Origin of the sequence: Nocardia sp. MDA0666 (assembly GCF_003023875.1) — a bacterium.
In the GTDB taxonomy this organism is placed as follows: Bacteria; Actinomycetota; Actinomycetes; order Mycobacteriales; family Mycobacteriaceae; genus Nocardia; species Nocardia aobensis.
The window spans coordinates 1-21,719 of the sequence record NZ_PYHT01000045.1; the positions used below are offsets into that span (position 1 = coordinate 1).

Sequence of the window (21,719 nt, forward strand, 5' to 3'; positions counted from 1 at the left end):
TATAAGAGACAGGATGAGTACCTGGGGTATGCGATCGGGGTCGGGGAGGAGGCTGCTGATCGCGCGGACGGCGGCCGGGATTTCGGTGATGTGGGTGAGGGGGCAGGTCGCGAGTCCGGCGGCTGTGGCGGACAGCAGGGCGGTGGACAGGGTCTCGCCGGTCGCCAGCCATTCGTGCGGGGTGTTCTCGGCGGTGCTGAGCACCACCAGGGTGGCGTGATCGGGTTCGCCGGTGCGGTGCGGACTTCCGGGCGGGATCGGGAAATCGCGGCCGACGTCGATCAGTGCGGCCTCGCGCGCGGTGGGCAGAGCGGAGGGCGGGATCCCTTCGGGGACATCGAAATTACCTGTCCACCACCGTAATTCGTTCTGGTACGGGGTGTCGAACTGCTGCATGGCGGCGGTCTGCTCGGAGGCGGCGGCGAGTCGTGGACGCACCGAATCGTCGACCGCGTTCAACCGCACACCGTCGATCTCGGCTACCTCGCGCAGCTGCTGCACCAGCTCCGGGCGGTCGGGCGCCGACATCGGGAGCCGGTCGGTGCGACGCGCGCGGATCGCGGCGGCGAGGGCCCGTTCCCGGTCCGACGGCGCGCGCGGCGGCTCGAATTCGGCGACGGCCAGCAGATCGTGCAGCCCTTCCTCGGGAACGTAGGACACCGTGATCGGATGCCCCTGCTCGGCGAAGGCGATCCGGGCGTGGTGCAGATTGGCGCCGCAGCTGATCACCTCCTGCCGCCCGCTCGGATCGGCCACCTTCAGTTGCCGGGTGGAATCGCTGAACAGGTGCAGGCGGGTCCCGTCGAAATCCCAGCGCCAGGGCTGGGTGTTGTGCACGGACGGGGCGCGGGCGGCCAGCTGCAGGGCCGCGACGATGGTCGAGCGGTCGGGAACGTGCTGCATGATGCCTCCCAGAGCGATATTTCGTCGGGTGCATTCGCCAGAGTATTGCCAGTATCGCAGTTGTCACCAGCGCGGCCGGTAGGGTGGGGTGTCTTCGCCCTGGAACGCTCGTGAACCGCTCGGAAGGTGGGACGCATGGCCTCGAAGGCGCCCGTGGTGGTGGGAGTCGACAGTTCCGACGACGCGCTGCGGGCCGCGCGCTGGGCCGCGAATGATGCGGCGCTGCACCGGGTTCCGCTGGAGGTGATCTCGGCGGTGCCGCCGGTTCCGCAGGACCGTGCCGCGGACGAGGGCGTGCGCGCCTACCACGAGCGCTCGCGCGAGCAGGCGCAGCGTGCCGTCGCGCAGGCCGCTCGGGTGGCGGCCGATATCGCCCCGAAAGTCGATATCGACACCGCCGTCATCGATGCGCCGATCATTCCCGCGTTGCTGTCCCAGGCCGACGAGGCCCGCCTGGTGGTGGTCGGCGCCCGCGGGCTCGGCGCATATCAGCGCAGCCTGCTCGGCTCGGTCAGCACCGCGCTGGTACGGCACGCTCGCGGCACGGTCGCCGTGGTGCCGGCGGATCCGCTGCTCGGTTCCGAACGGCCGGTGCTCGTCGGATACGACGATTCCCCGTGCAGCGCACAGGCTCTCGCGATCGCCGTCGACGAGGCGCGGCGGCGCCGGACCGATCTGGTGGTGGTGCACACCTGGCAGCGGTTCGGCGACTACCCCTCTCCGGCGGCCCTGGAAGAGGAGGGCAACCGGCTCCTCGACGCCGCCTTGGCCGCGCACGAGGATCCGGACGAACCGATTTCGGTGCGGCGGGTCGTCGTCGAGGATCGGCCGGTGCGGCGCATCCTCGACGAATCCGCCGCCGCACAACTCGTCGTGGTGGGCAGCCACGGCAAGGGCGGATTTCCCGGGATGACGCTGGGTTCCACCAGTCAAGCGCTGATGCACAGCGTCGAATGCCCGATCGTCATCGCCCGGCCCCGCACCGAATGATCAGGCGGTGAGTTCGGCCAGCAACTTCCAGGTGCGCAGCTGATCGTCCTCGCCGGCGAGGTCGGTCTGGTGGATCTGCAGTTCGGTGGCGCCGGCGTCGACATATGCCCGCAGGCCGCGGGCGACGTGCTCCTCGTCGCCGATCAGCGCCACATCGACCGCGTGCGCGGCCCCCTCGCGGTCGAGAACCGCGCGGTAGGAATCGAATTGCTCGTAGAACCCGAGCGCTTGCGCCGCGGTCTCGCGCACCTCGTCGGCGCGATCGGTCACCACCGCGACCACACCGGCGACCACCTGCAGCGGCCGCACCGGATTCGCCGGGCGAGCCCGCTGCAGCGTGGGCACGATATGTGATTCCAGCGTGCGCGGCCCGGCGAGGAACGGCAGCACGCCGTCGGCGGCCTCACCCGTGGCCCGCAGCGCCAGCGGGCCCATGGCGGCCACGAGCAGTGGGATATCGCCGCCGCCGTGCACCGTCGTCGGGATCGGCGGGCGGGCGTAGACCCGCTCGCCCTGGACATCGACGGTGCCGTCCTCGATGGCCTGGCGCAGCGCGATCAGATATTCGCGCAGCCGCCGCACCGGCTTGTCCTCCCGGATGCCGAAGGCCGCCGATTCCAGTGGCGGAGCGCCCAATCCGATTCCCAGGCGGAAGCGGCCACCCGACGCGGCCTGTGCGGTCTGGGCCTGCGACGCCACGACCAGCGGATGACGCGGATTGATCGGCACCACGGAGGTGCCCACCCCGATCTCCGGCACGGCGAGTCCGACGACCGCCGCGAGGGTCAGCGCATCGAGATCGAATTTCTGCCCGAATCACACCGAGCGCACCCCGGTGTGCTGCGCCGCGGTGGCGAGTCGGAGGACCTCGTCGACGTCGTTGGCCGCGTCGGGTCGCGGCCACACCGACACCCCGATCGGAACTGGAAGGCTCATCGGACCGAGGCTAATCCGCGCATCGGCCGATCCCACCGTTGTGCTCGGACGGATCGAAACCGTTGCCGTGGCGGCCATTTGCGCGTCGCCGCCGTTACCATCGCACGATGGGGCGTCGAGTATCGGGTGTGCTGGCCTTCGCTGTCCTGGTCCTGATCGCGATCGCGACGGCCTGGGAGCAACAACCGCACGGATATCGCGACGTCGCGACCCCGGCCGGGGAGTTCAGTGCCGAGCGCGCGCTGGCGACGATCCGGGAGATCGCCTCGCGGCCCCATCCCGTCGGCACCGCCGAACACGACCGGGTGCGCGACCATCTGGTGGGACGGCTGCGGGAGCTGGGACTGGACACCGATGTTCGCTACGGGGTGGGCAGGTATCCGGTGGATCCGCATCGGGCGGTAGCGGTGCTGGGGGAGACCGGAAATATCGTCGCACGCTGGCCCGGCCGCTCCGCGACCGGCACGATCTATCTTGTCGCGCATTATGATTCGGTGCCGCCCGGCCCCGGTGCGAACGACGACGGGGCCGGCGTCGCGACCGTTCTGGAGACGGTGCGCGCGCTGCGGGCGAGCGGACTGCAGCCGCGCAACGATCTCGTGGTGCTGCTCACCGACGCCGAAGAGGTGGGCCTGCTCGGCGCCGAGGCTTTCGCGAACTCCGGCGGCGCCGATCCGCGCGGCGGTGTGGTGATCAATCACGAGGCACGCGGCGCCGGCGGTCCGCCGATGCTGTGGCGGCTCAGTCATCCCGATGCCGGGCTGATCAGCGTGGTCACCGGGGTTCCGCATCCGAACACCGATTCGCTGTCCACGACCCTGGCCGGTGATCAGACCGGGAGCACCACCGATTTCGCGGCGCTCGATCCGCACGGCTTCCGGGTGCTCGACTGGGCCTTCGCCGGTCGGAATGCCTACTACCACAACCCGTTCGACGATCCGGACCATGTCGACCTCGCCACCGTGCAGCAATTCGGTGACAACACCACCGCCGCGGCGCGCGAATTCGCGGCGCGGGATCTGCGGGCCGCGGCCGATCAGCCGGATCGCGCGTATTTCCCGCTGCCGTTCGGTGCGCTGGTGGTACTGCCGCTGTGGGTGGTGGTCGTGGCCGCGGTGGCCTCGGTGCTGCTCGTGGCCTGGGTGGTGGGGCGGATCCGGCGGACCGGTGAGGCCACGATCGGCCGGACTCTGGGCGCGGCGGCGACCGCGCTGGTGGCGGTTCCGATCGGGATGGGCGTCGTCTACGTGTTGTGGACGGCGATTACGGCGATCCGCCCGGAGTACCGCGCGCTGTTCGTCGATCCGTACCGGCCGCAGTTCTACGGCGCGGCCGTGGTGATGGCATGTGTGGCCGTCCTGGCCGCCTGGTACGCCCTGTCGCGGCGGCTGTTCGGGCCCTCCGCGACCGCCGTGGGTGTGTTGTGCGCGGTGACGGCGATCGGTGCGGTGGTCACGGCCCTGTCGCCCGCGGCCGGTGTGATGGTGGTGATCCCGGCGCTCGCCGCCGTCGCCGGCGTCGTGCTGACCTTCACGGTGCCCGACCGCCTGCGGTTGCCGGTGCTCACCCTGTTCCTCGTCCCGGCGGCGGTATTCGCCGGTGGCACCGCATACGCGGCATTGCAGACCGGAATCGCCGCCGCCGCCTATCTCACCGCGCCCGTGGTGCTGGTTCTCGGCGGGTTGTTCACGCTCACCCTGACCCATGCGTGGCCGAGCCGCCGCGGCGTCCTGGTCCCCGTCGCGGCGGTGGTCCTCACGGTGGCGCTCGCGGCGGCCGGGACGATGATCGACCGGTTCGACGCACGGCACCCGCTGATGTCGCAACTGTCCTATGCGCTGGATGCGAACAGCCGCGAGGCGCAGTGGATTTCCACCGCGGCGCCGGACCGGTGGACGCGAAAATTCGTCGAATCCGGTTCTCCGCACGGAGCATTCGCGCAGTTGTGGACCGACGCGGCGGCCGTCGGCGCCGCCCCGGCGCACGACCTCCCCGGTCCGGCGGCCGATATTCTCTCCGATCGCACCGAGGCGGATCTGCGCACCGTGCGACTGCGGTTGCGGTCCACGCGCGGGGCCACCTCCGTCGCGCTGCGGTATTCCGGGCAGGTCCGCTCACTGACGGTCGCGGGGCGGGACATCACACCGGTGCCGGCCGCGGGGGTCCGGTTCTACGCGCCGCCCGCCGCGGGGGTCGAGGTCGAACTCACGGCGCCGGCCGGGCCGCTCACCCTCCGGGCCGTCGACTACAGCTGGCTCCCCGATGCGCATTTCGCCGACGCACCGGCGGACATCTACTACCGGCAGGACAGCGCGGTCGCGGTGTTCACCACCATCCGGTTGTGAACACCGCGGTGGTGAATCAGGATCCGGCCACGCCCTCGGCGTAGTCGGCCGGGTCGAAACGCCGTGTCTTCCATCGGTACAGCAGGGTGGCGCCGGGCCAGTTGTTGGTGATGCGGCCGGAGGCGTTGCGGTACCAGCTGGAGCAGAAGTTCCACGGCGTATCGGCCAGCCGCTTGCGCAACCAGTCGTCCCAGGACTGTTCGGCGGCGGGCTGCGCGGCGAGGAAATGGCCGGGTTCGGCGGACAGATACTCGACCACCTGCCGGATGTAGCGGGCCTGTGATTCCAGCATGTAGATGATGGAGCCGGAGCCCACATTGGTATTGGGCCCGTACATCATGAACAGATTCGGGAAGCCCGGCACCGACATACCCAGAAATGCCCGCGCTCCCTCCGGCGCCCATTCGTCGGACAGTTTGCGGCCGCCGAGACCGTAGATGTGCATCGGCGCGAGGAATTCGGTGCCCTTGAATCCGGTGCCGTAGATGATCACGTCCACCGGATGCTCGACGCCATCGGCGGTGCGGATCCCGTTCGCCGTCACCGCCTCGATGGCGGTGGTCTCCACACTGACATTGGGCTGGGCGAGCGCCGGGAAGTACTCGTTGGAGAACAGGCCGCGTTTACATCCGGCGGCGTAATCCGGAGTGAGCTTGGCGCGCAATTCCTCGTCGGGCACGGCATTGGCGCGATGGCGGTCGGCGATCGCGATCACTGGATGTTTGATCCACGGCACGTCGGTCAGGGCCAGCGCCATGACCTCGAAGAAGGTCCAGATGGCGAAGCGTTCGGCCCACCGGCTCGGCGGAAAGTATCTGAACAGCGCGTGATGCAGGCCGGTGTATTCGGTATCGAATTTCGGCAGCACCCAGGCCGCGGAGCGCTGGAACAGGGTGAGATGTCCGACGGTCGGCTGAATGGCCGGAATGTATTGGATCGCACTGGCTCCGGTGCCGATGCACGCCACCCGCTTACCGGTGAGATCGACGTCGTGGTCCCATTCGGCGGAGTGGAAGGCGGGACCGGTGAAGGTGTCGATGCCGGGGATGTTCGGCATCGCCGGACGTGAGAGCTGGCCCACCGCCGGAATCAGGACGTCGGCGGTGAGGGTCTCGCCGTCGGCGGTGCGAACCTGCCAGACGCCGCGCGCGGCATCGAATTCCGCATCGGTGACCTCGATGCCGAAGCGGATCTTGCGCGGCAGATCGTGCTTCTCGGCGACCGCGCGCATATACGCGTGGATGTCGCGCTGCTGGGAAAAGCGGCGCGGCCAGTCGGATTTGGGTTCGAACGACCACGAGTACAGCGGGGAGGGCACATCGCAGGCCGCGCCCGGATAGGTGTTCTCCCGCCAGACGCCGCCCAGATCGCCGGCCTTCTCGACGATGGTGAAATTGTCGATACCGGCGCGCTGCAATTCCAGCGCCATGCCGAGGCCGGCGAATCCGGCGCCGATGATCACGATGGATGGCGTGGCAGTCATAGTCGAAGAGTAGAGCCCGCGGCGGCCGTTTCCGAGAGATCAGCGGCCAACGAATCAATATTTCCGGCCACGCCCGGGGCTGCCGCCGCTGGACCGGACAGGCGACTCCGCTGGACAGTTCTGGGCCGTCGAATTTACTATCTATACCAGTTCCTCTTCAAAAAGCCTGTCCCGGTGGGCATTTGGCGCTTCGACGGCGCTGCAGGGGGTGTCGTCGCGCGTCCGCGGCCCTTCGGGACGGATCTGCCGCACCCGGGTGCACCCGGACGGCAGGGGCGGCTGCACGTGGCGATCAGGGGTTCGCCACGTGCAGCCGATTCATCCCATACCTGCGCTGTTCACGCCGCGTGTCGCGGAAAAATGGACCATCCGGTCGGGCTCGTAACCGCTACGTCCGGTTTCGGCTATCCTCGCGGCAGGTGTGACGTCGTTCACCGGTGAAGGAGTGCGGTTACTGATGTTGAGCACGATGCAGGACGATCAACTGTCGCTGGCCACCCTGCTGCGATATGCGTCCACGTTCCACGGCGATGCCACGGTGTCGACGTGGACGGGCGACGGGGTGCGCACCATGACCTATCGGGAATTGGGTGCGGAATCGGCGCGGCTGGCCAACGCGTTGCGGGGGCTGGGGATCGATGTGGGCGATCGGGTCGCCACGTTCATGTGGAACAACAACGAACATATGGTCGCCTACGCCGCCGTGCCCGCGATGGGCGCCGTGCTGCACGCGCTGAACCTGCGGCTGTTCCCCGAGCAGGTCACCTACGTGGCCAATCACGCCGAGGATCGGGTGGTGATCGTCGACGGCTCGCTGCTGCCGATGTTCGCCAACTATCTGCCGACGCTGAAGACCGTCCGCCACGTGATCGTGGCCAACGGCAACGCCGCGGATCTGACCGCGCCCGAGGGCGTGCAGGTGCACTCCTACACGGAACTGCTTGCGGGACAACCCGATACCTACGACTTCCCGATCGTCGACGAACGCTCCGCGGCCGGGATGTGCTACACCTCCGGCACCACCGGCGACCCCAAGGGCGTGGTGTATTCGCACCGGTCCAATGTGCTGCACGCCATGCAGGTGCTGACCAACGCGAGTATGGGATTCACCTCCTCCGACACCGTGCTGGCCATCGTGCCGCTGTTCCACGCCAACGCCTGGGGCCTGCCGTACGCCGCGATGCTGTCGGGGGCGAGTGTGCTGATGCCCGACCGCTTCCTGCAACCGGCGCCGCTGCTGGAGATGATGGCCGCGGTGCGGCCGACCTTCGCCGCGGCGGTGCCGACCATCTGGGGTGGCGTGCTCGCGCAGTTGGAGGCGAAGCCGCAGGACATCACGCATCTGCGCGAGGTGGTCGTCGGCGGGTCCGCGCTGCCGCCGGCGATGATGCGGGCCTTCCAGGAGAAGCACGGCGTGCGGCTGCTGCACGCCTGGGGGATGACCGAGACCTCCCCGCTGGGCAGCGTCGCGCATCCGCCCAAGGGCGTGACGGGCGAGGACGAATGGGAGTACCGCTACACGCAGGGACGGTTCCCGGCTCTCGTCCAGGCGCGCCTGGTCGGCGACGACGGCTCGGTGCTGCCCAACGACGGCGAGGCCGTCGGTGAACTCGAGGTGCGCGGCCCGTGGATCGCGGGGGCCTATTACTCACCCGAGGGCGCGTCCGTCGACCCGGACAAGTTCGACGACGGCTGGCTGCGCACCGGTGACGTCGGCAAGATCACGCCCAACGGCTACCTCACGCTGGTCGACCGATCCAAGGATGTCATCAAGTCCGGCGGCGAATGGATCTCCTCGGTCGATCTGGAGAACGCGATCATGGGTCATCCGGCCGTCGCGGAGGCCTCGGTGATCGGGGTGCCGGACGAGAAGTGGGACGAGCGGCCGCTGGTCGCCATCGTCCTCAAGGAGGGCTCGACCGCCGAACCGGCCGAATTGCGCGATTTCCTGGCGGACAAGTTCGCCAAGTGGCAGTTGCCCGAGCACTGGACCTTCATCGACGAGGTGCCCAAGACCAGCGTCGGCAAATTCGACAAGAAGCGGTTGCGGGCTCGGTATGCCGACGGCGAATTGAGCGTCACGACGCTGTGAGCAACTACCGCAGCCGCGGCCGGAACATCCGGTCGCGGCCGCGGTGTGAACGGGTCGCGGACACCGGCGCCGGTCGGGCGGAGGGATCTGTTGGCGCTATGTCAACAAGGTGTCGTAGGCTGAGCACCGGCGTCCGGTGGGCGTCCGATCACGTGCAGAAAGGGTTGGCGATGACCGAGACGAGCAGCGCCGAGACGAACGATGACACCCCCGCCTTCGCGGATGTGGTGAACGGCGCGCTGGAGTTCACCATCCCGATCGCGCACAAGATGGGTGTGCAGGCACTCGAGGTGCGGCCCGGATTCGCCGCCACCACCGTCCCGATCGAGGGCAACGGCAACCACTTCGGCGTCATGTACGCCGGCGTGCTGTTCACCGTCGCGGAAATTCTCGGCGGCGCCATTCCGATCGCCACCTTCGACAGCGCCAAGTACTACCCGCTGGTGAAGGATCTGCAGATCTTCTTCCGCAAGCCGGCGAAAACCGATGTGCGGGCCCAGGCTTCGCTCTCGGAGGAGGAGATCGCCCGGGTGATCGCCGACGCCGAGGCCAACGGCAAGGCCGACTTCACCCTCGAGGCCACCGTGACCGACGCCGACGGCGTGGTCGTCGCCGAGACTCGCGGGCTGTACCAGTTGCGCGCGCACGGAAAGTAGCGACTCGGGCCGCAGGCCGGCGGTCGGCCGATATCGCACGCTGCCGGTCGACCGATAGTGGGCCCCGGGGTTACGGTGAGGGCGCGTACCGTCGAAAGGGCGGTGTTGTAGCGCCCGACAGGGGAGCCCGCGTGGCCACGCAGCCGTTGCCTCCTCGCGGACCCCGCTCCACCGGGCGGGGACAGAGAGGTCCGGCGTAATGGGCGTGCACCGCCATCCGATGCGAGACAGTCGGCGCGGCAGGGGGATTCGAGCATGACGGTGAATCTGTTACGCACTGTGATCGCGCGGGCGTGGGCCGAGTTGGAATATCTGCGGCTCGCGGTGGGCAGTGGCGTGGTCGGAATCGACTCGCCGTTGACCTTGCTCTCCGCGGGCGACGCGCTGCTCCGGCACGGTGCGCTGCCCGCGCTGCTGCGGCTGGCCGCCGCCCGCTACGGCGATCGGGCAGCGGTGATCGACGAACTCGGCACGCTGAGCTATCGAGAACTCGAGGATCGCTCCAACCGGCTGGCCAACGAATGGCGCAAACGCGGACTGCGTACCGGCGAGGGTGTGGCGATTCTGGCCCGCAACCATCGCGGCCTGCTCGACGCGGTCTTCGCCGCGGCCAAGTGCGGGGCCCGGATCATCTTGTTGAACACCGATTTCGCCGGGCCGCAACTGCGGGATGTGGCGGCCCGCGAGGGCGCCGACCTGCTGGTGTACGACGAGGAGTACGAATCCATCCTCGGCGATCTGAGCCCTCGGCGCGGGGCCTATCGGGCGTGGTCGGAGACCGGGCACACCTCCAGCCTGGAGTCGCTGATCACCGCGGGCTCGCCCGCCACGCCGCCGATCTCGCGTTCCGGCGCCAAGATCATCCTGTTGACCAGCGGCACCACCGGCACGCCCAAGGGCGCGCCGCGGTCGGAGCCGCGTTCACTGGAACCGCTGGGCGCGATTCTCAGCAAGGTGCCGTTCCGGACCCGCGAGGTGACCGAATGTCCGGCACCGCTGTTCCACACCCTCGGCTTCGCAATGTCGTTGCTGGCCATCGGCTTCGGCTCGACACTGGTGATCCGGCGGCGATTCGATCCGCAGCGGGTGATCGACAGTATGGCCGAGCACGGTGCGACCGCGCTGATCGTGGTGCCGGTGATGCTCGCGCGCATGGTCGAATCGGGTCCGCAGGCGGTGCGCGATCGGGATCTGTCGGCGCTGCGCATTGTCTTCGTCGCCGGATCGCAGCTGGGCGCCGAGCTGTGCCGGCGGGTGACCGCCGCGTTCGGGCCGGTCGTCTACAACCTGTACGGATCCACCGAGGTCGCCTACGCCACCATCGCGACGCCGGAGGACTTGGCGGAGGAGCCGGGATGTGTGGGGTCACCGGTGGCGGGCGCGGTGGTCGAGATCCTCGACGAGCAGGGCGAGCCCGTACCGCCCGGGACGACCGGGCGGATCTTCGTCCGCAACGCGATCCCCTTCGACGGATATACCGGTGGCGGCGGTAAGGAGCGGATCCGCGGCCTGATGTCCACCGGCGATCTCGGCCATTTCGATTCGGCCGGAAGGCTTTTCATCGACGGCCGCGACGACGACATGATCGTCTCCGGCGGGGAGAACGTGTTCCCGGCCGAGGTCGAGGAACTGCTCGACGCGCATCCGGAGGTGCGCGAGGCCGCGGTCATCGGCGTCCCCGACGACGAATACGGCGCCCGGCTGGTCGCTTTCGTCGTCCGCACCACCGAAACCCTCGGCGCGGAGGAGATCAAAGCGCATGTGAAGGCCAACCTCGCGCGCTACAAGGTGCCTCGCGAGGTGGTGTTCATCGACGAACTGCCGCGCAACCCCACCGGCAAGGTCCTCAAACGGCGGCTGCGGGAATGGGGCGAGGGCGCCGGAGCGTAACGCCGGTCCCGGCGCCGGACACCTCCGGCGCCGGAACCGTACGGCTCAGCAGTTACGCAGTTCCGGGCTCTGATTGAGCAGTTGAGCGCGGGTGGAGATGAAGGTGGAGTAGGTGTCGCCGCCGACGGCCGACAGCGGGAAGGCCGCCACCCGATGGCAGTTCTGGAAGGCGAGCTTGATGCCGAAATGCCGCTCCAGGCTGCCGCGAATCGAATCCGACGCCATCGCGCGCAGCAGTTGGCCGCGGGCCGTCTCGTCCGGCGGGGGAACCTGATTGTCCGCGAATTCCGCGGTGCCGGAACGCAAGTCGGCTGCCACCCGGCTGACGACCTCGTAGGCGTAGGGCAGTGAGGTGCGAACGCATTCGACGAATTCCTCGTCGCTGACCGGACCGCTTTCGGCGCGTTCGAGCAGTGCGGCTGGGACATCCAATGACATGACGCTCTCCTCGTGGGATGGCGGGTGATGTCCCACGAGTCTAAACGACAAACGTTGTCAACAAGACCCGAATGCCCGCGAAAGTGCCGATTGCAGAGCGGCTTTCGTTTCCTCCGTGAGCGTGCGCACCAGGTCGGCGGCCGGAACGGCGTCGGCGAGGGTGTGCGCCTGCCCGGCCCACAGGTTCACCGCGTCGGGGTTGTCGGCGCCGCGGGCCTGCGCGCGCAACGGTCCGGTGGCGTAATGGATTTCGGGGTAGGCCGCAGGCGCGTCGGGATTGTCGAGCATGAATTGATTGCGCAGGCCACGGGCCCGGCGGCCGCTGAAGGCGCGGGTCAGCATGGTGGGCGTCTCGATCGCGAGCGCATCGCGATGCAGTGCCGAGGTGCCCGCCTCCGGGCAGCGGAGGAAGGCCGTGCCCAGCTGTGCGGCCGCGGCGCCGGCGGCCAGGACCCCGGCGATACCGGCGCCGGTGGCGATGCCGCCCGCCGCGACCACGGGCGTGTCGACCGCGGCGCGCACCAGCTGCACCAGCGCGAGGGTGGTGAGGGGATCGGCGCCGTCCTCCTCGGGCCGGTCGGCGAAACCGCCGCGATGTCCGCCGCCCTCCGCGCCCTGGGCGACGAGGACATCCGCGCCCGTCTCGGCGGCGACCCGCGCCTCGGGCACCGAGGTCACCGTGACCCACACCTCGGTTCCGGCGCGATGCAGGCGCTCGATCTCGGCTTCCGACGGGCAGCCGAAGGTGCACGAGACCACCGCGACCGGCTCGGCGGTGAGCAGATCGAGCTTCTCGTCCCAGGCGTCGGCGTCGAACCGCGCTTCGCCGAGCGGGAAACGGCGGCCCAGCCGGTCGAGGTAGGCCGCGAAGTGTTCCGGCGGTGTGGGCGTGCCCGGAACGAACAGATTCACCCCGAAGGGGGTCTCGGTCAGCTCGCGCAGCGCCGCGATGCGCGCGGCGGTATCGGTGGCGCTCAGATAGCCGGCGGCGAGGAATCCCAGGCCGCCCGCGTTGCCGACAGCGGCGGCGAGTTCCGGGGTGGACGGGCCGCCGGCCATCGGTGCCAGCACGATCGGGGTGCGCACGTTGTCGAGGATCACCCCCTCAGTCTGAACCCGGCCCCGGACCTCGGTAACGGTGCCCGCGGCACCAAGATCAGCCTTCCACCTGCGAATTCCGTCACGGAGGTTGCGAAAAGGTCACGACGGAGTACAGTTTCCGTCACAACAGATGCCGAATCGTTACCGAATGTCAGGTTTCGACCGGCGTCGCCACCGAGTTGATCGACGCTAGGACGAGCCTTGCCGCAGCACCGTGAGACATCCAGTTCCGTATCCGTTCAGGACCTGCTCGGTGACATCTCCGCCGCTAGCGGCGCGGCCGAGCGTCCCACTCGCCATCGCGCCCAGCCGCGCACCGGCGACCGGATGAAGCTCGCCGCCAGCGCCGCGGTCGCGACCGGCGCGCTGATCAGCACCGCCACCCAGTTCGCGCACGCCGCGCCCCTGTTGCCCGGTGGCCACAACGACACTCCCGAACCCGTCGCGCTGAAGTCGGCCTCCGAACCCGCGCACGAGGCCGAGCAGGCCGCACCCGCCGCCGCTCCGGTCGCCGCCGAGACTCCGGCCGCGCCGCAGGCCCAGCCGGTGGCGGCGCCCGCGCCCGCCCCGTTCGGCCTGCAGAATCTGCCGCCCGAGGTCGCCGGCCCGCTCTCGCACGCCGAAGAGGTGCTGAAGGGTATTCAGCAGCAGCTCGCGCCGGCCCAGGCCGTGCGGCCGGTGGCCGGAGTCGTGAGTTCCGGCTTCGGATCCCGGTGGGGCGCCATGCATTACGGTGTCGACTTCGCCGATTCGATCGGCACTCCTATTCATTCGGTGGAGAGCGGCACGGTGATCGACGCCGGTCCCGCCTCGGGCTTCGGGCTGTGGGTCCGGGTGAAGCAGGACGACGGCACCACCGCGGTGTACGGCCACGTCAACGACATCCTGACCCACGTGGGTCAGCGGGTGAACGCCGGCGACGTGATCGCCACCGTCGGCAACCGCGGCAACTCCACCGGCCCGCACCTGCATCTGGAGATCTGGGATCCCAGCGACGTCAAGATCGATCCGGCTCCCTATCTGGCGAGCAAGGGCGTCGTCCTGTCCCAGCAGTCGTGGGGGGCGGGCGAATAGCGCCCGCGCTGTCGTCGGCCGCCCGGCTCGGCCGGCCGCGGGGGGTTGATGCATTGACTGGTTTGTACGAGTTGTTCGATTCCGGCTCCTTGCACGGCCGCACCTATACGGCTCTGGTGCAGCATCCGCGCTCCAGCCTGTCGGAACTGGCGCAATATCTGGAGTGCTCCCGCGAGGCCGTCGCGGCCGCGCTGGACACACTCTGCGAGATGCAGGCCGTGGTCCGCTTCGAGATCGACGACACCGTCCGCTGGGACGCCCACGCCCCCGAGGCCCTGTCGGAAGCCGAATCCCGCCGCCGCCAGGCCGAAACCGCGCGTATGCACGAGGCCGCGGCCAGGCTCGGCGAGACGTTCCGCTCCGTGCGGCGCACCACGCGCGGCGACGGCACGGTCGTGCCGATGTACGAGACCCGCGAGGTGGTCGCCGAATTCGAGGACCTGCAGCGGGCCGCGCGCAGCCGGATCCGGATGATCGACCGGGGCCCGTATCTGTGCGAGGGAGAGCGCGCCGCGCGGCTGTTCGACCTGCGCTCGGCGCGGATGTCGGCGGGCGTGCGCTATCAGACGCTGTATCAGGACACCATCTATCAGGATCCCGATCGGCTGCGCTTCGCGCTGCAGGCCAACACCGCCGGAGCGCAGGCACGCACCCTGCCCGATCCGCCGTTCAAGGTGATCATCGCCGACGACGATCGCGCGGCGCTGATGCTGCATCACGACGAACGCCGCGGCGATCCGATGGGCCTGCGCATCGCGGCCTGCCCGACGCTGGACGCGATCGTGCACACCTTCGAGGTGTTGTGGTCGCTGGCCGCGCCGATCTCGGTGAATCCCGACCAGCCGCTGGACGAACGCGACCGGGCCATCCTGACCCTGATGGGCCTGGGCGCGACGGACGACACCATCGCCCGGCGGCTGGGCATGTCCCGGCGCACGGTGGTGCGGCGGACCGCCAGCCTGCTGGAACGCCTGGGTGCCAGTACCCGGTTCCAGGCCGGCGTGCAGGCGATCCGCCGCGGCTGGCTGTGACATGCGGCCGCTGGTGCGGCTGTGACTAGAGTCACGGAGGTCGACGCGGGGTGCAACACCGAGGCACCCTGGCAGCGATGAGACCTAGGAGAACCGGCGGGTTGCGGCCGTAGATCGGCCGTAACCCGGGGGCTCAGCCATCCTTATATGATTGCTCGGACCGCGCGAGGGGGTGTTGGACCGTGCGGACCTGCTGGACGCGAGAGGTGAAGACACTCGAATGGATACTGCCCGCCGTTCCGCTCGTGGAGGTCGTCGCCGCCGGTCGGGCAGCCCGCTTTTCGGTCAGCTGCTGACCGCTGCGGTGGAATCCGCCGCGGACGCGGTAGCGATCCGGTTCGATCCGACCGGTGAGCCTGCCGACGCGCGGCAGCTGACCTATCGAGAGTTGGACGAGGCGTCCTCACGCCTGGCCCGGGAACTCATCGCGCGCGGTATCGGCGCGGGCGACGTGGTGGCCATCGGCATCGCGCGCTCGATCGAATCGGTGCTGGCGGTGTGGGCGATCGCCAAGGCGGGTGCCGCCTATGTGCCGGTCGACCCGGCCTATCCGCCCGACCGCATCGCGCATATCGTCGATGATTCCGGCGCCGTCCTCGGCTTGACCACGGGCGCGTATCGCGGTGCTCTCGGCAGCGGCGTGTACTGGCTCGAACTCGACGATCCGGTTGTCTCCGAGCGGATCGCCTCGCATCCGGCGCACCCGATCTCCTACACCGACCGCGTGCGCCCGCTCACCGAAGCGCATCCGGCCTACGTGATCTACACGTCCGGTTCCACCGGCCGCCCGAAGGGCGTCGTGGTGACGCACGCCGGCCTCGGCGGACTGGTCGCGGCCGAGCGTGAGCACTACGGCGTGACCGAGGGCGCCCGGGTACTCCACGTCTGCTCGCCCAACTTCGACGTCTCGGTGCTGGAACTGCTGCTGGCCTTCTCGTCGGGGGCGACCCTGGTCGTCTCGCCGCCGGACGTGTTCGGTGGTTTCGAGCTGGCGGATCTGCTGCGGCGCGAACGCGTTTCGCACATGCTGATCACGCCGGGCGCCTTGGAGTCGGTGGACCCGGCCGATCTGCCCGACCTCGAGGTCGTGGTGGTCGCGGGTGACAAGTTCGGTCCCGAGCTGGTCGGGCGATGGGCGCGCGACGGCCGCCGCTTCTACAACGGCTACGGCCCGACCGAGGCGACGATTCTCGCCACCTCCACCGCGGAAATGGCTGCCGAACAGCCGATCACGATCGGTACGGCGATCTCCGGCATCGGGGCCTACGTTCTCGATTCGCGGCTTCGCCCCGTGCCCGCGGGCGTGGTCGGAGAGCTCTATCTGGCCGGCCCGGCGCTGGCGCAGGGCTATCTGAATCGGCCGGGCCTGACCGCCGAGCGATTCGTCGCCAGTCCGTTCGGCGCGGAGGCCGGCCGGCCCGGCGGACGGCTGTATCGCACCGGCGACCTGGTGCGCCGCAACGAATCCGACGGCACCATCGAATATCTGGGCCGCTCCGACTTCCAGGTCAAGATCCGCGGCTTCCGCATCGAGCTGGGCGAGATCGACAACGCCCTGACCGCCCATCCGGATATCGATTTCGCCGCCACCATCGGCCGCACGCTGCCCTCGGGCGCGACGGCGCTGGTGTCGTATGTGCTGCCGAGTTCCGGGGCCGCGCTCGATATCGCGAGCCTGGACGATTTCCTGGCGGAATCGTTGCCCGCGTACATGATTCCCGCGGCGATCATGGCGCTGGACGAGATTCCGCTGACCCCGGTGGGCAAACTAGACCGCGCCCGGCTGCCGGAACCGACCTTCGCGGCCCGCGAATTCCGTGCTCCCGCCACCCCGGTGGAAGAGATCGTCGCCGAGGTGTTCGCGGCCCTGCTGGTCCCCGGCGAGGGGGACAATCCCGGCCGGGTCGGCGCCGACGACGACTTCTTCGAACTCGGCGGCAATTCGCTGCTGGCCGCCCAGGCGGCGGCCCGGATCGGCTCGGCGCTGGGCGTCCGCGTACCGGTGCAGCTGCTGTTCGAGGCCTCGACCGTGGCCGCGCTCGCCGAACAGGTGGAACGCCACGCCGGAACCGGAACCGGGGAGCGGCTGCGGCCGATGACCCGTCCCGAACGCATCCCGCTGTCCTACGCGCAGCAGCGCATGTGGTTCCTCAACCGCTTCGACCCCGCCGGGGCCGTCAACAACATTCCGGTCGCGGTGCGGCTGAGCGGACGTCTCGACGTGGACGCGTTGCGGTCCGCGGTGCGGGATCTGGTGGAACGCCACGAGGTGCTGCGCACCGTCTATCCCGAACTCGACGGCGAGGGCTACCAGCAGGTGCTGCCGCTCTCGGATTCCCGTGCGGTACCGCAGATCCCGCTGGTCGAGGCGGCCGAGGACGAGGTGGCCACCCTGGTCGCCGAGACCGTCTCCGGCGGCTTCGATGTGACGACCGCGCCGCCGGTGCGCCTGCGCGTGCTGCGGCTGGGCGAGACCGAACACGTGCTGGTGTGCGTGATCCACCACATCGCCGGCGACGGCTTCTCGATGGGCCCGCTGACCCGCGATCTGATGACCGCCTACCTCGACCGGGCGCGCGGCGGTCACCCCGAATGGTCGCCGCTCGCGGTCCAGTACGCCGATTACGCACTGTGGCAACGGGAAACGCTGGGCAGTGAGGACGATCCCGACTCGGTGCTCGCCGCGCAGATCGACTTCTGGCGCCGCGAACTCGCCGCGCTGCCCGAGCAATTGGAGCTCCCGGCCGACCGCCCGCGCCCGGCGGTCGCGTCCTATCGCGGCGGCACCTACGACTTCGAGATCGACCCGGCGGTGCACGCGGCGCTGAACCGCCTCGCCCACGAGCATCAGGCCACGCTCTTCATGGTCGTGCACGCCGCCCTGGCGGTCCTGCTGGCCCGCTTGTCCGGCACGCGCGACATCGCGATCGGCACTCCGATCGCGGGCCGCGGCGACGAGGCGCTCGACGAGTTGATCGGCATGTTCGTCAACACCTTGGTGCTGCGGACCGAGATCGATCCGGCGCGCAGTTTCGAACAGGTGCTCGCCGACGTGCGCGGCACCGACGTCGCCGCGTTCGGCCACGCCGATGTGCCGTTCGAGCGGTTGGTGGAGATTCTCGACCCGGCACGTTCGACCGGCCGGCATCCGCTGTTCCAGGTCATGCTGACGTTCCAGAACCTGGCCCGCACCGCACTGGAACTGCCCGGCCTCGCGGTCTCGGGAGTCGATCTGGCGATCGATTCGGCCAAATTCGACCTGCAGCTCGCCATGGCCGAGCGTGTCGACGAACACGGTGTGCCGCAAGGCATCTCGGCGTCGTTCAGCTACGCGACGGATCTGTTCGACGAAGCGACGGTGCAGGACTTCGCGGATCGTTTCCTGCGCATCGTGAGCGCTGTCGCGGCCGATGCGGCCGCGGTCGTCGGCGACGTCGATGTTCTTGCCCCCGGTGAGCGGGAACTGGTTCTGCACGAATGGAATTCACCCGGAGCGCTGGTCCCGCCGGTGACGCTGGTGGATCTGATCGAGGCGCAGGCGCAGCGGCGCGCGGGCGCGGTGGCCATCCGGTTCGGCGACACCACCGTCCCCTTCGGGGAGCTGCTGCGGCGCGCCAATCGTGTGGCGCGCGCGCTCATCGCTCAGGGCGTGGGCCCGGAATCCCTGGTAGCGGTGGCGGTTCCGCGCACCGAGGAACTGCCCGTCGCGCTGCTGGGTGTTCTGCTGTCGGGCGCGGCCTACCTGCCGATCGACACCGGCTACCCCGCGCAGCGGCTGGAATTCATGCTGTCGGATGCCGAGCCGGCCTGTGTGCTCACCACGGCCGCCGTGCGGCCGGAACTGCCCGCCGCGGACCTGGCGACGGTTCTGCTGGAAGAGACCGGGAACTTCGCCGACGCCCCGATCACCGACGGCGAACGCGTGCGTGCGCTGCGCCCGGCCGATCTGGCCTACGTCATCTACACCTCGGGTTCCACCGGTGTGCCCAAGGGCGTGGGCGTCACTCATCGCAACGTGCTGGAGTTGTTCGCGAACACGCAGCTGCTGTTCGACTTCGACGAGACCGATGTGTGGACGCTGTTCCACTCCTTCGCCTTCGACTTCTCGGTGTGGGAGTTGTGGTGTTCGCTGGCCACCGGTGGTGCGGTGGTCGTGGTCGATCACCTGACCTCGCGTTCGCCGGAAGCGTTCCGCGAGTTGCTGATTCGCGAACAGGTCACGGTGCTGAATCAGACGCCGTCGGCCTTCTACCAGCTGGCCGAGGCCGATCGCGCCGCGCAGCATCACAACGGCGGGGATACCGCGGTGGCGAGTGCGGGCAAGTTCGCCCTGCGCTACATCGTCTTCGGTGGCGAGGCATTGGATCTGCGCCAGCTCGGCCGCTGGTACGAGCGGCACGGTTCGTCCGCGCCGCGACTGGTGAACATGTACGGCATCACCGAAACCACGGTGCACGTGTCGTTCCTGGCGCTCGACGAGGGTCTGGCCGATCATCCGGCCAGCGTGATCGGGCAGGCGCTGCCGGGCCTGGAAGCCTACGTCCTCGACGAACGCCTGCATCCGGCTCCCGTCGGTGTCGCGGGTGAGATGTACATCGCGGGCCGCCAGCTGTCGCGCGGATACCTGGGCCGCCCGGGTCTGACCGCGACTCGGTTCGTGGCGAATCCGTTCGGGGCGCCCGGTACGCGCATGTACCGTTCGGGCGATATCGGCCGCTGGGCCGGTTTCGACGGTGAGGCCGCCCTGGAATATGCCGGACGCAGCGATCAGCAGGTGCAGCTGCGCGGTTTCCGTATCGAGCTGGGTGAGGTCGAGGCCGCGCTGTTGCGCTGCCCCGGCATCAGCCAGGCCGTGGCGGTGGTCCACTCCGATCACGACCTCGGTGACCGGCTGGTGGGTTACGTCGTCCCGGAGGCCGGGCAGGTCGCCGACCCCGCTGCGGTGCGCTCGGCGGTGGGCGAATTCCTCACCGGCTACATGGTTCCCGACGTGGTCATGGTGCTGGAGTCGCTGCCCCTGACTCCGAACGGCAAACTGGACCGGCGTGCGCTGCCCGAGCCGAAGGTGCTGGGGGAGCGCGAGTTCCGTGCACCCGTCACACCGGTCGAGGAAGCGATCGCCCGCGTGTTCGCCGATGTGCTCGGCGCCGAGCGGGTCGGCCGCGACGACGACTTCTTCGCCCTGGGCGGAAACTCACTGGTCGCCACCCGGGTCGTCGCGCGGGTGAACGCCGCGCTGGGCGCGGCGGTCGCGGTCCGCGACCTGTTCGAGGCGCCGTCGGTGGAGCAGTTGGCGATTCGCGCCGAAGCAGCCGTCGCGCCCGCACAACGTCCCGCGCTGGTGGCGGGGCCGCGCCCGGAGCTGGTGCCGCTGTCGCTGGCACAGCAGCGGATGTGGTTCCTCAACCAGTTCGACACCGCCTCCCCGGCCAACAACATTCCCTTCGCCGTCCGGTTGACGGGTGAGCTGGACCTGACGGCGCTGCGATCGGCCGTGGGTGACGTGGTCGCCCGGCACGAGGTGTTGCGGACCGTCTACCCGGCCGTGGACGGCGTGGGACATCAGAACGTGCTGCCCTCGTCCACGGTGCCGGATCTGCCGGTCGTCGAGGTCGGCGAAAGCGCTGTCGTGGACTGGATCTCCCGCTTCGCGCTGCGCGGATTCGACGTCGCGGCCGAGGTGCCGTTGCGGATGGCGGTGCTGACGTCGGCCCCCGACGTGCACGTGGTGGTCGTGGTGACGCACCACATCGCGGCGGACGGCGCATCGGTGGCGCCGCTGGTCCGGGACCTCATGACCGCCTACCTGGCGCGCACCTCGGGTGCGGCGCCCGCGTGGGCCCCGCTGCCGGTGCAATACGCGGACTACGCGCTGTGGCAGCGGGAGTTGCTCGGCGACGAGAACGATCCCGAGTCGCCGGCCGCGCAGCAGCTGGCGTTCTGGCGCGCGGCGCTGGCCGACGCGCCGGAACGGATCGACCTGCCCGCGGACCGGCCGCGTCCGCAGACGCCCTCGGGCGTCGGCGGGGTGTATACGTTCGCGATCCCGGCGCAGACGCATCGCGCCGTGTCGGAGATCGCCCGCGCCCGCAACGCGTCGGAGTTCATGGTGGTGCACGCGGCCTTCGCGGCATTGCTGTCGCGACTGTCGGGCAGCACGGATGTCACCCTGGGCGCTCCGGTGGCCGGGCGTGGCGAACGTGAGCTCGACGATCTCGTCGGCATGTTCGTCAACACCCTGGTGCTGCGCACCGAGGTCGAACCCGGCACGAGTTTCGTCGATCTGCTGGACCGGGTCCGCGAGTCGGATCTGGCCGCGTTCTCGCACGCCGAACTGCCCTTCGAGCGGTTGGTCGAGGTCCTGGATCCGGTCCGGGCACCGTCGCACCATCCGCTGTTCCAGGTGGCGCTGTTCTTCCAGAACGTCGATACCGCCCGGCTGGAACTGCCCGGACTGGCCGTCGAGGAGGTCGACTTCGACGGCGCCGTCGCGAAATTCGATCTGCAACTGACGATTTCGCCCGTCGACGGTGATCGCGAACAGCCGGCCGTCTTCACCTATGCGACGGATCTGTTCGACGAGTCGACGGTTGCCGGATTCGCGGATCGTTTCGTGCGGTTGTTGAGTGCGGTTGTCGCCGATCCCCATGTCGCCGTTGGTGATGTGGATGTGTTGTCGGCGGGTGAGTTGGCTGGTGTGGTGCGTGGTCGGAATGAGACTGCGTATCCGGTGTCTGCTGGGTTGTTGTTGGATGGTTTCCGGCGTGCGGTGGTGGGGTC

The 21,719-nt window shown here is 69.3% G+C and carries 12 protein-coding genes and 1 pseudogene; 8 read left to right on the plus strand and 5 right to left on the minus strand.

Translation table 11 applies throughout. From position 1 onward, the window contains the following. Positions 1–903, minus strand: a 903-nt coding sequence (locus C8258_RS31865; protein ID WP_106958301.1) for a hypothetical protein, incomplete at its 3' end; no start/stop codon positions are given. 135 nt (positions 904–1,038) lie between these two features. Between C8258_RS31865 and C8258_RS31870 the strand changes: the two genes are divergently transcribed. Next, positions 1,039–1,893: a universal stress protein gene (locus C8258_RS31870; RefSeq protein WP_106958302.1), complete on the plus strand. Its 855-nt coding sequence runs from the start codon at positions 1,039–1,041 to the stop codon at positions 1,891–1,893. Here the strand turns inward: C8258_RS31870 and C8258_RS31875 are convergent. Beyond that, positions 1,894–2,829: pseudogene (locus C8258_RS31875) on the minus strand (TIGR03564 family F420-dependent LLM class oxidoreductase). It lies immediately after the preceding gene. A 107-nt stretch (positions 2,830–2,936) separates the two neighbouring features. Between C8258_RS31875 and C8258_RS31880 the strand changes: the two are divergent. Continuing rightward, complete coding sequence (locus C8258_RS31880) at positions 2,937–5,174, plus strand: M20/M25/M40 family metallo-hydrolase (protein WP_106958303.1); 2,238 nt, start codon at positions 2,937–2,939, stop codon at positions 5,172–5,174. Between the two features lie 16 nt (positions 5,175–5,190). Here C8258_RS31880 and C8258_RS31885 read toward each other — a convergent pair whose 3' ends face one another. Beyond that, positions 5,191–6,657, minus strand: a complete 1,467-nt coding sequence (locus C8258_RS31885; protein ID WP_106958304.1) for an NAD(P)/FAD-dependent oxidoreductase — start codon at positions 6,655–6,657, stop codon at positions 5,191–5,193. Between the two features lie 457 nt (positions 6,658–7,114). Between C8258_RS31885 and C8258_RS31890 the strand changes: the two genes are divergently transcribed. The 3 genes from C8258_RS31890 to C8258_RS31900 all read left to right on the plus strand — a co-directional run bounded on the left by C8258_RS31890 (position 7,115) and on the right by C8258_RS31900 (position 11,295). Then, on the plus strand, positions 7,115–8,749 hold the full coding sequence (locus C8258_RS31890) for a long-chain fatty acid--CoA ligase (protein ID WP_106958308.1): 1,635 nt from the start codon (positions 7,115–7,117) through the stop codon (positions 8,747–8,749). 170 nt (positions 8,750–8,919) lie between these two features. Continuing rightward, positions 8,920–9,405: a PaaI family thioesterase gene (locus C8258_RS31895; RefSeq protein ID WP_106958305.1), complete on the plus strand. Its 486-nt coding sequence runs from the start codon at positions 8,920–8,922 to the stop codon at positions 9,403–9,405. A 255-nt stretch (positions 9,406–9,660) separates the two neighbouring features. Next, complete coding sequence (locus C8258_RS31900) at positions 9,661–11,295, plus strand: acyl-CoA synthetase (RefSeq protein ID WP_106958306.1); 1,635 nt, start codon at positions 9,661–9,663, stop codon at positions 11,293–11,295. Between the two features lie 45 nt (positions 11,296–11,340). Here the strand turns inward: C8258_RS31900 and C8258_RS31905 are convergent, their stop codons facing one another. Next, positions 11,341–11,733, minus strand: coding sequence for an SCO5389 family protein (locus C8258_RS31905; protein WP_030513337.1), 393 nt, complete (start codon positions 11,731–11,733; stop codon positions 11,341–11,343). A 57-nt stretch (positions 11,734–11,790) separates the two neighbouring features. Continuing rightward, the gene (locus C8258_RS31910) at positions 11,791–12,834 is read right to left on the minus strand and encodes a nitronate monooxygenase (RefSeq protein ID WP_199195925.1); all 1,044 of its coding nucleotides are present in this window, start codon (positions 12,832–12,834) and stop codon (positions 11,791–11,793) included. A 201-nt stretch (positions 12,835–13,035) separates the two neighbouring features. On the opposite strand from C8258_RS31910, the gene C8258_RS31915 reads away from it, so the two are divergent. From C8258_RS31915 to C8258_RS31925, 3 genes are all read left to right on the plus strand, one after another. Continuing rightward, positions 13,036–13,908 (plus strand): M23 family metallopeptidase, encoded by an 873-nt coding sequence (locus tag C8258_RS31915; protein WP_233225474.1) that lies wholly within the window; start codon positions 13,036–13,038, stop codon positions 13,906–13,908. A gap of 53 nt (positions 13,909–13,961) precedes the next feature. Continuing rightward, on the plus strand, positions 13,962–14,939 hold the full coding sequence (locus C8258_RS31920; protein WP_106958307.1) for a LuxR C-terminal-related transcriptional regulator: 978 nt from the start codon (positions 13,962–13,964) through the stop codon (positions 14,937–14,939). Positions 14,940–15,159: 220 nt separating this feature from the next. Further along, on the plus strand, positions 15,160–21,719 hold a 6,560-nt coding region (locus tag C8258_RS31925), incomplete at its 3' end, for an amino acid adenylation domain-containing protein (protein WP_106958311.1).

Coding starts and splice junctions, on each gene's coding strand:
- C8258_RS31870 (WP_106958302.1), top strand. CDS start 1,039: ATGGCCTCGAAGGCGCCCGTGGTGGTGGGAGTCGACAGTTCCGACGAC.
- C8258_RS31880 (WP_106958303.1), top strand. CDS start 2,937: ATGGGGCGTCGAGTATCGGGTGTGCTGGCCTTCGCTGTCCTGGTCCTG.
- C8258_RS31885 (WP_106958304.1), bottom strand. CDS start 6,657: ATGACTGCCACGCCATCCATCGTGATCATCGGCGCCGGATTCGCCGGC.
- C8258_RS31890 (WP_106958308.1), top strand. CDS start 7,115: ATGTTGAGCACGATGCAGGACGATCAACTGTCGCTGGCCACCCTGCTG.
- C8258_RS31895 (WP_106958305.1), top strand. CDS start 8,920: ATGACCGAGACGAGCAGCGCCGAGACGAACGATGACACCCCCGCCTTC.
- C8258_RS31900 (WP_106958306.1), top strand. CDS start 9,661: ATGACGGTGAATCTGTTACGCACTGTGATCGCGCGGGCGTGGGCCGAG.
- C8258_RS31905 (WP_030513337.1), bottom strand. CDS start 11,733: ATGTCATTGGATGTCCCAGCCGCACTGCTCGAACGCGCCGAAAGCGGT.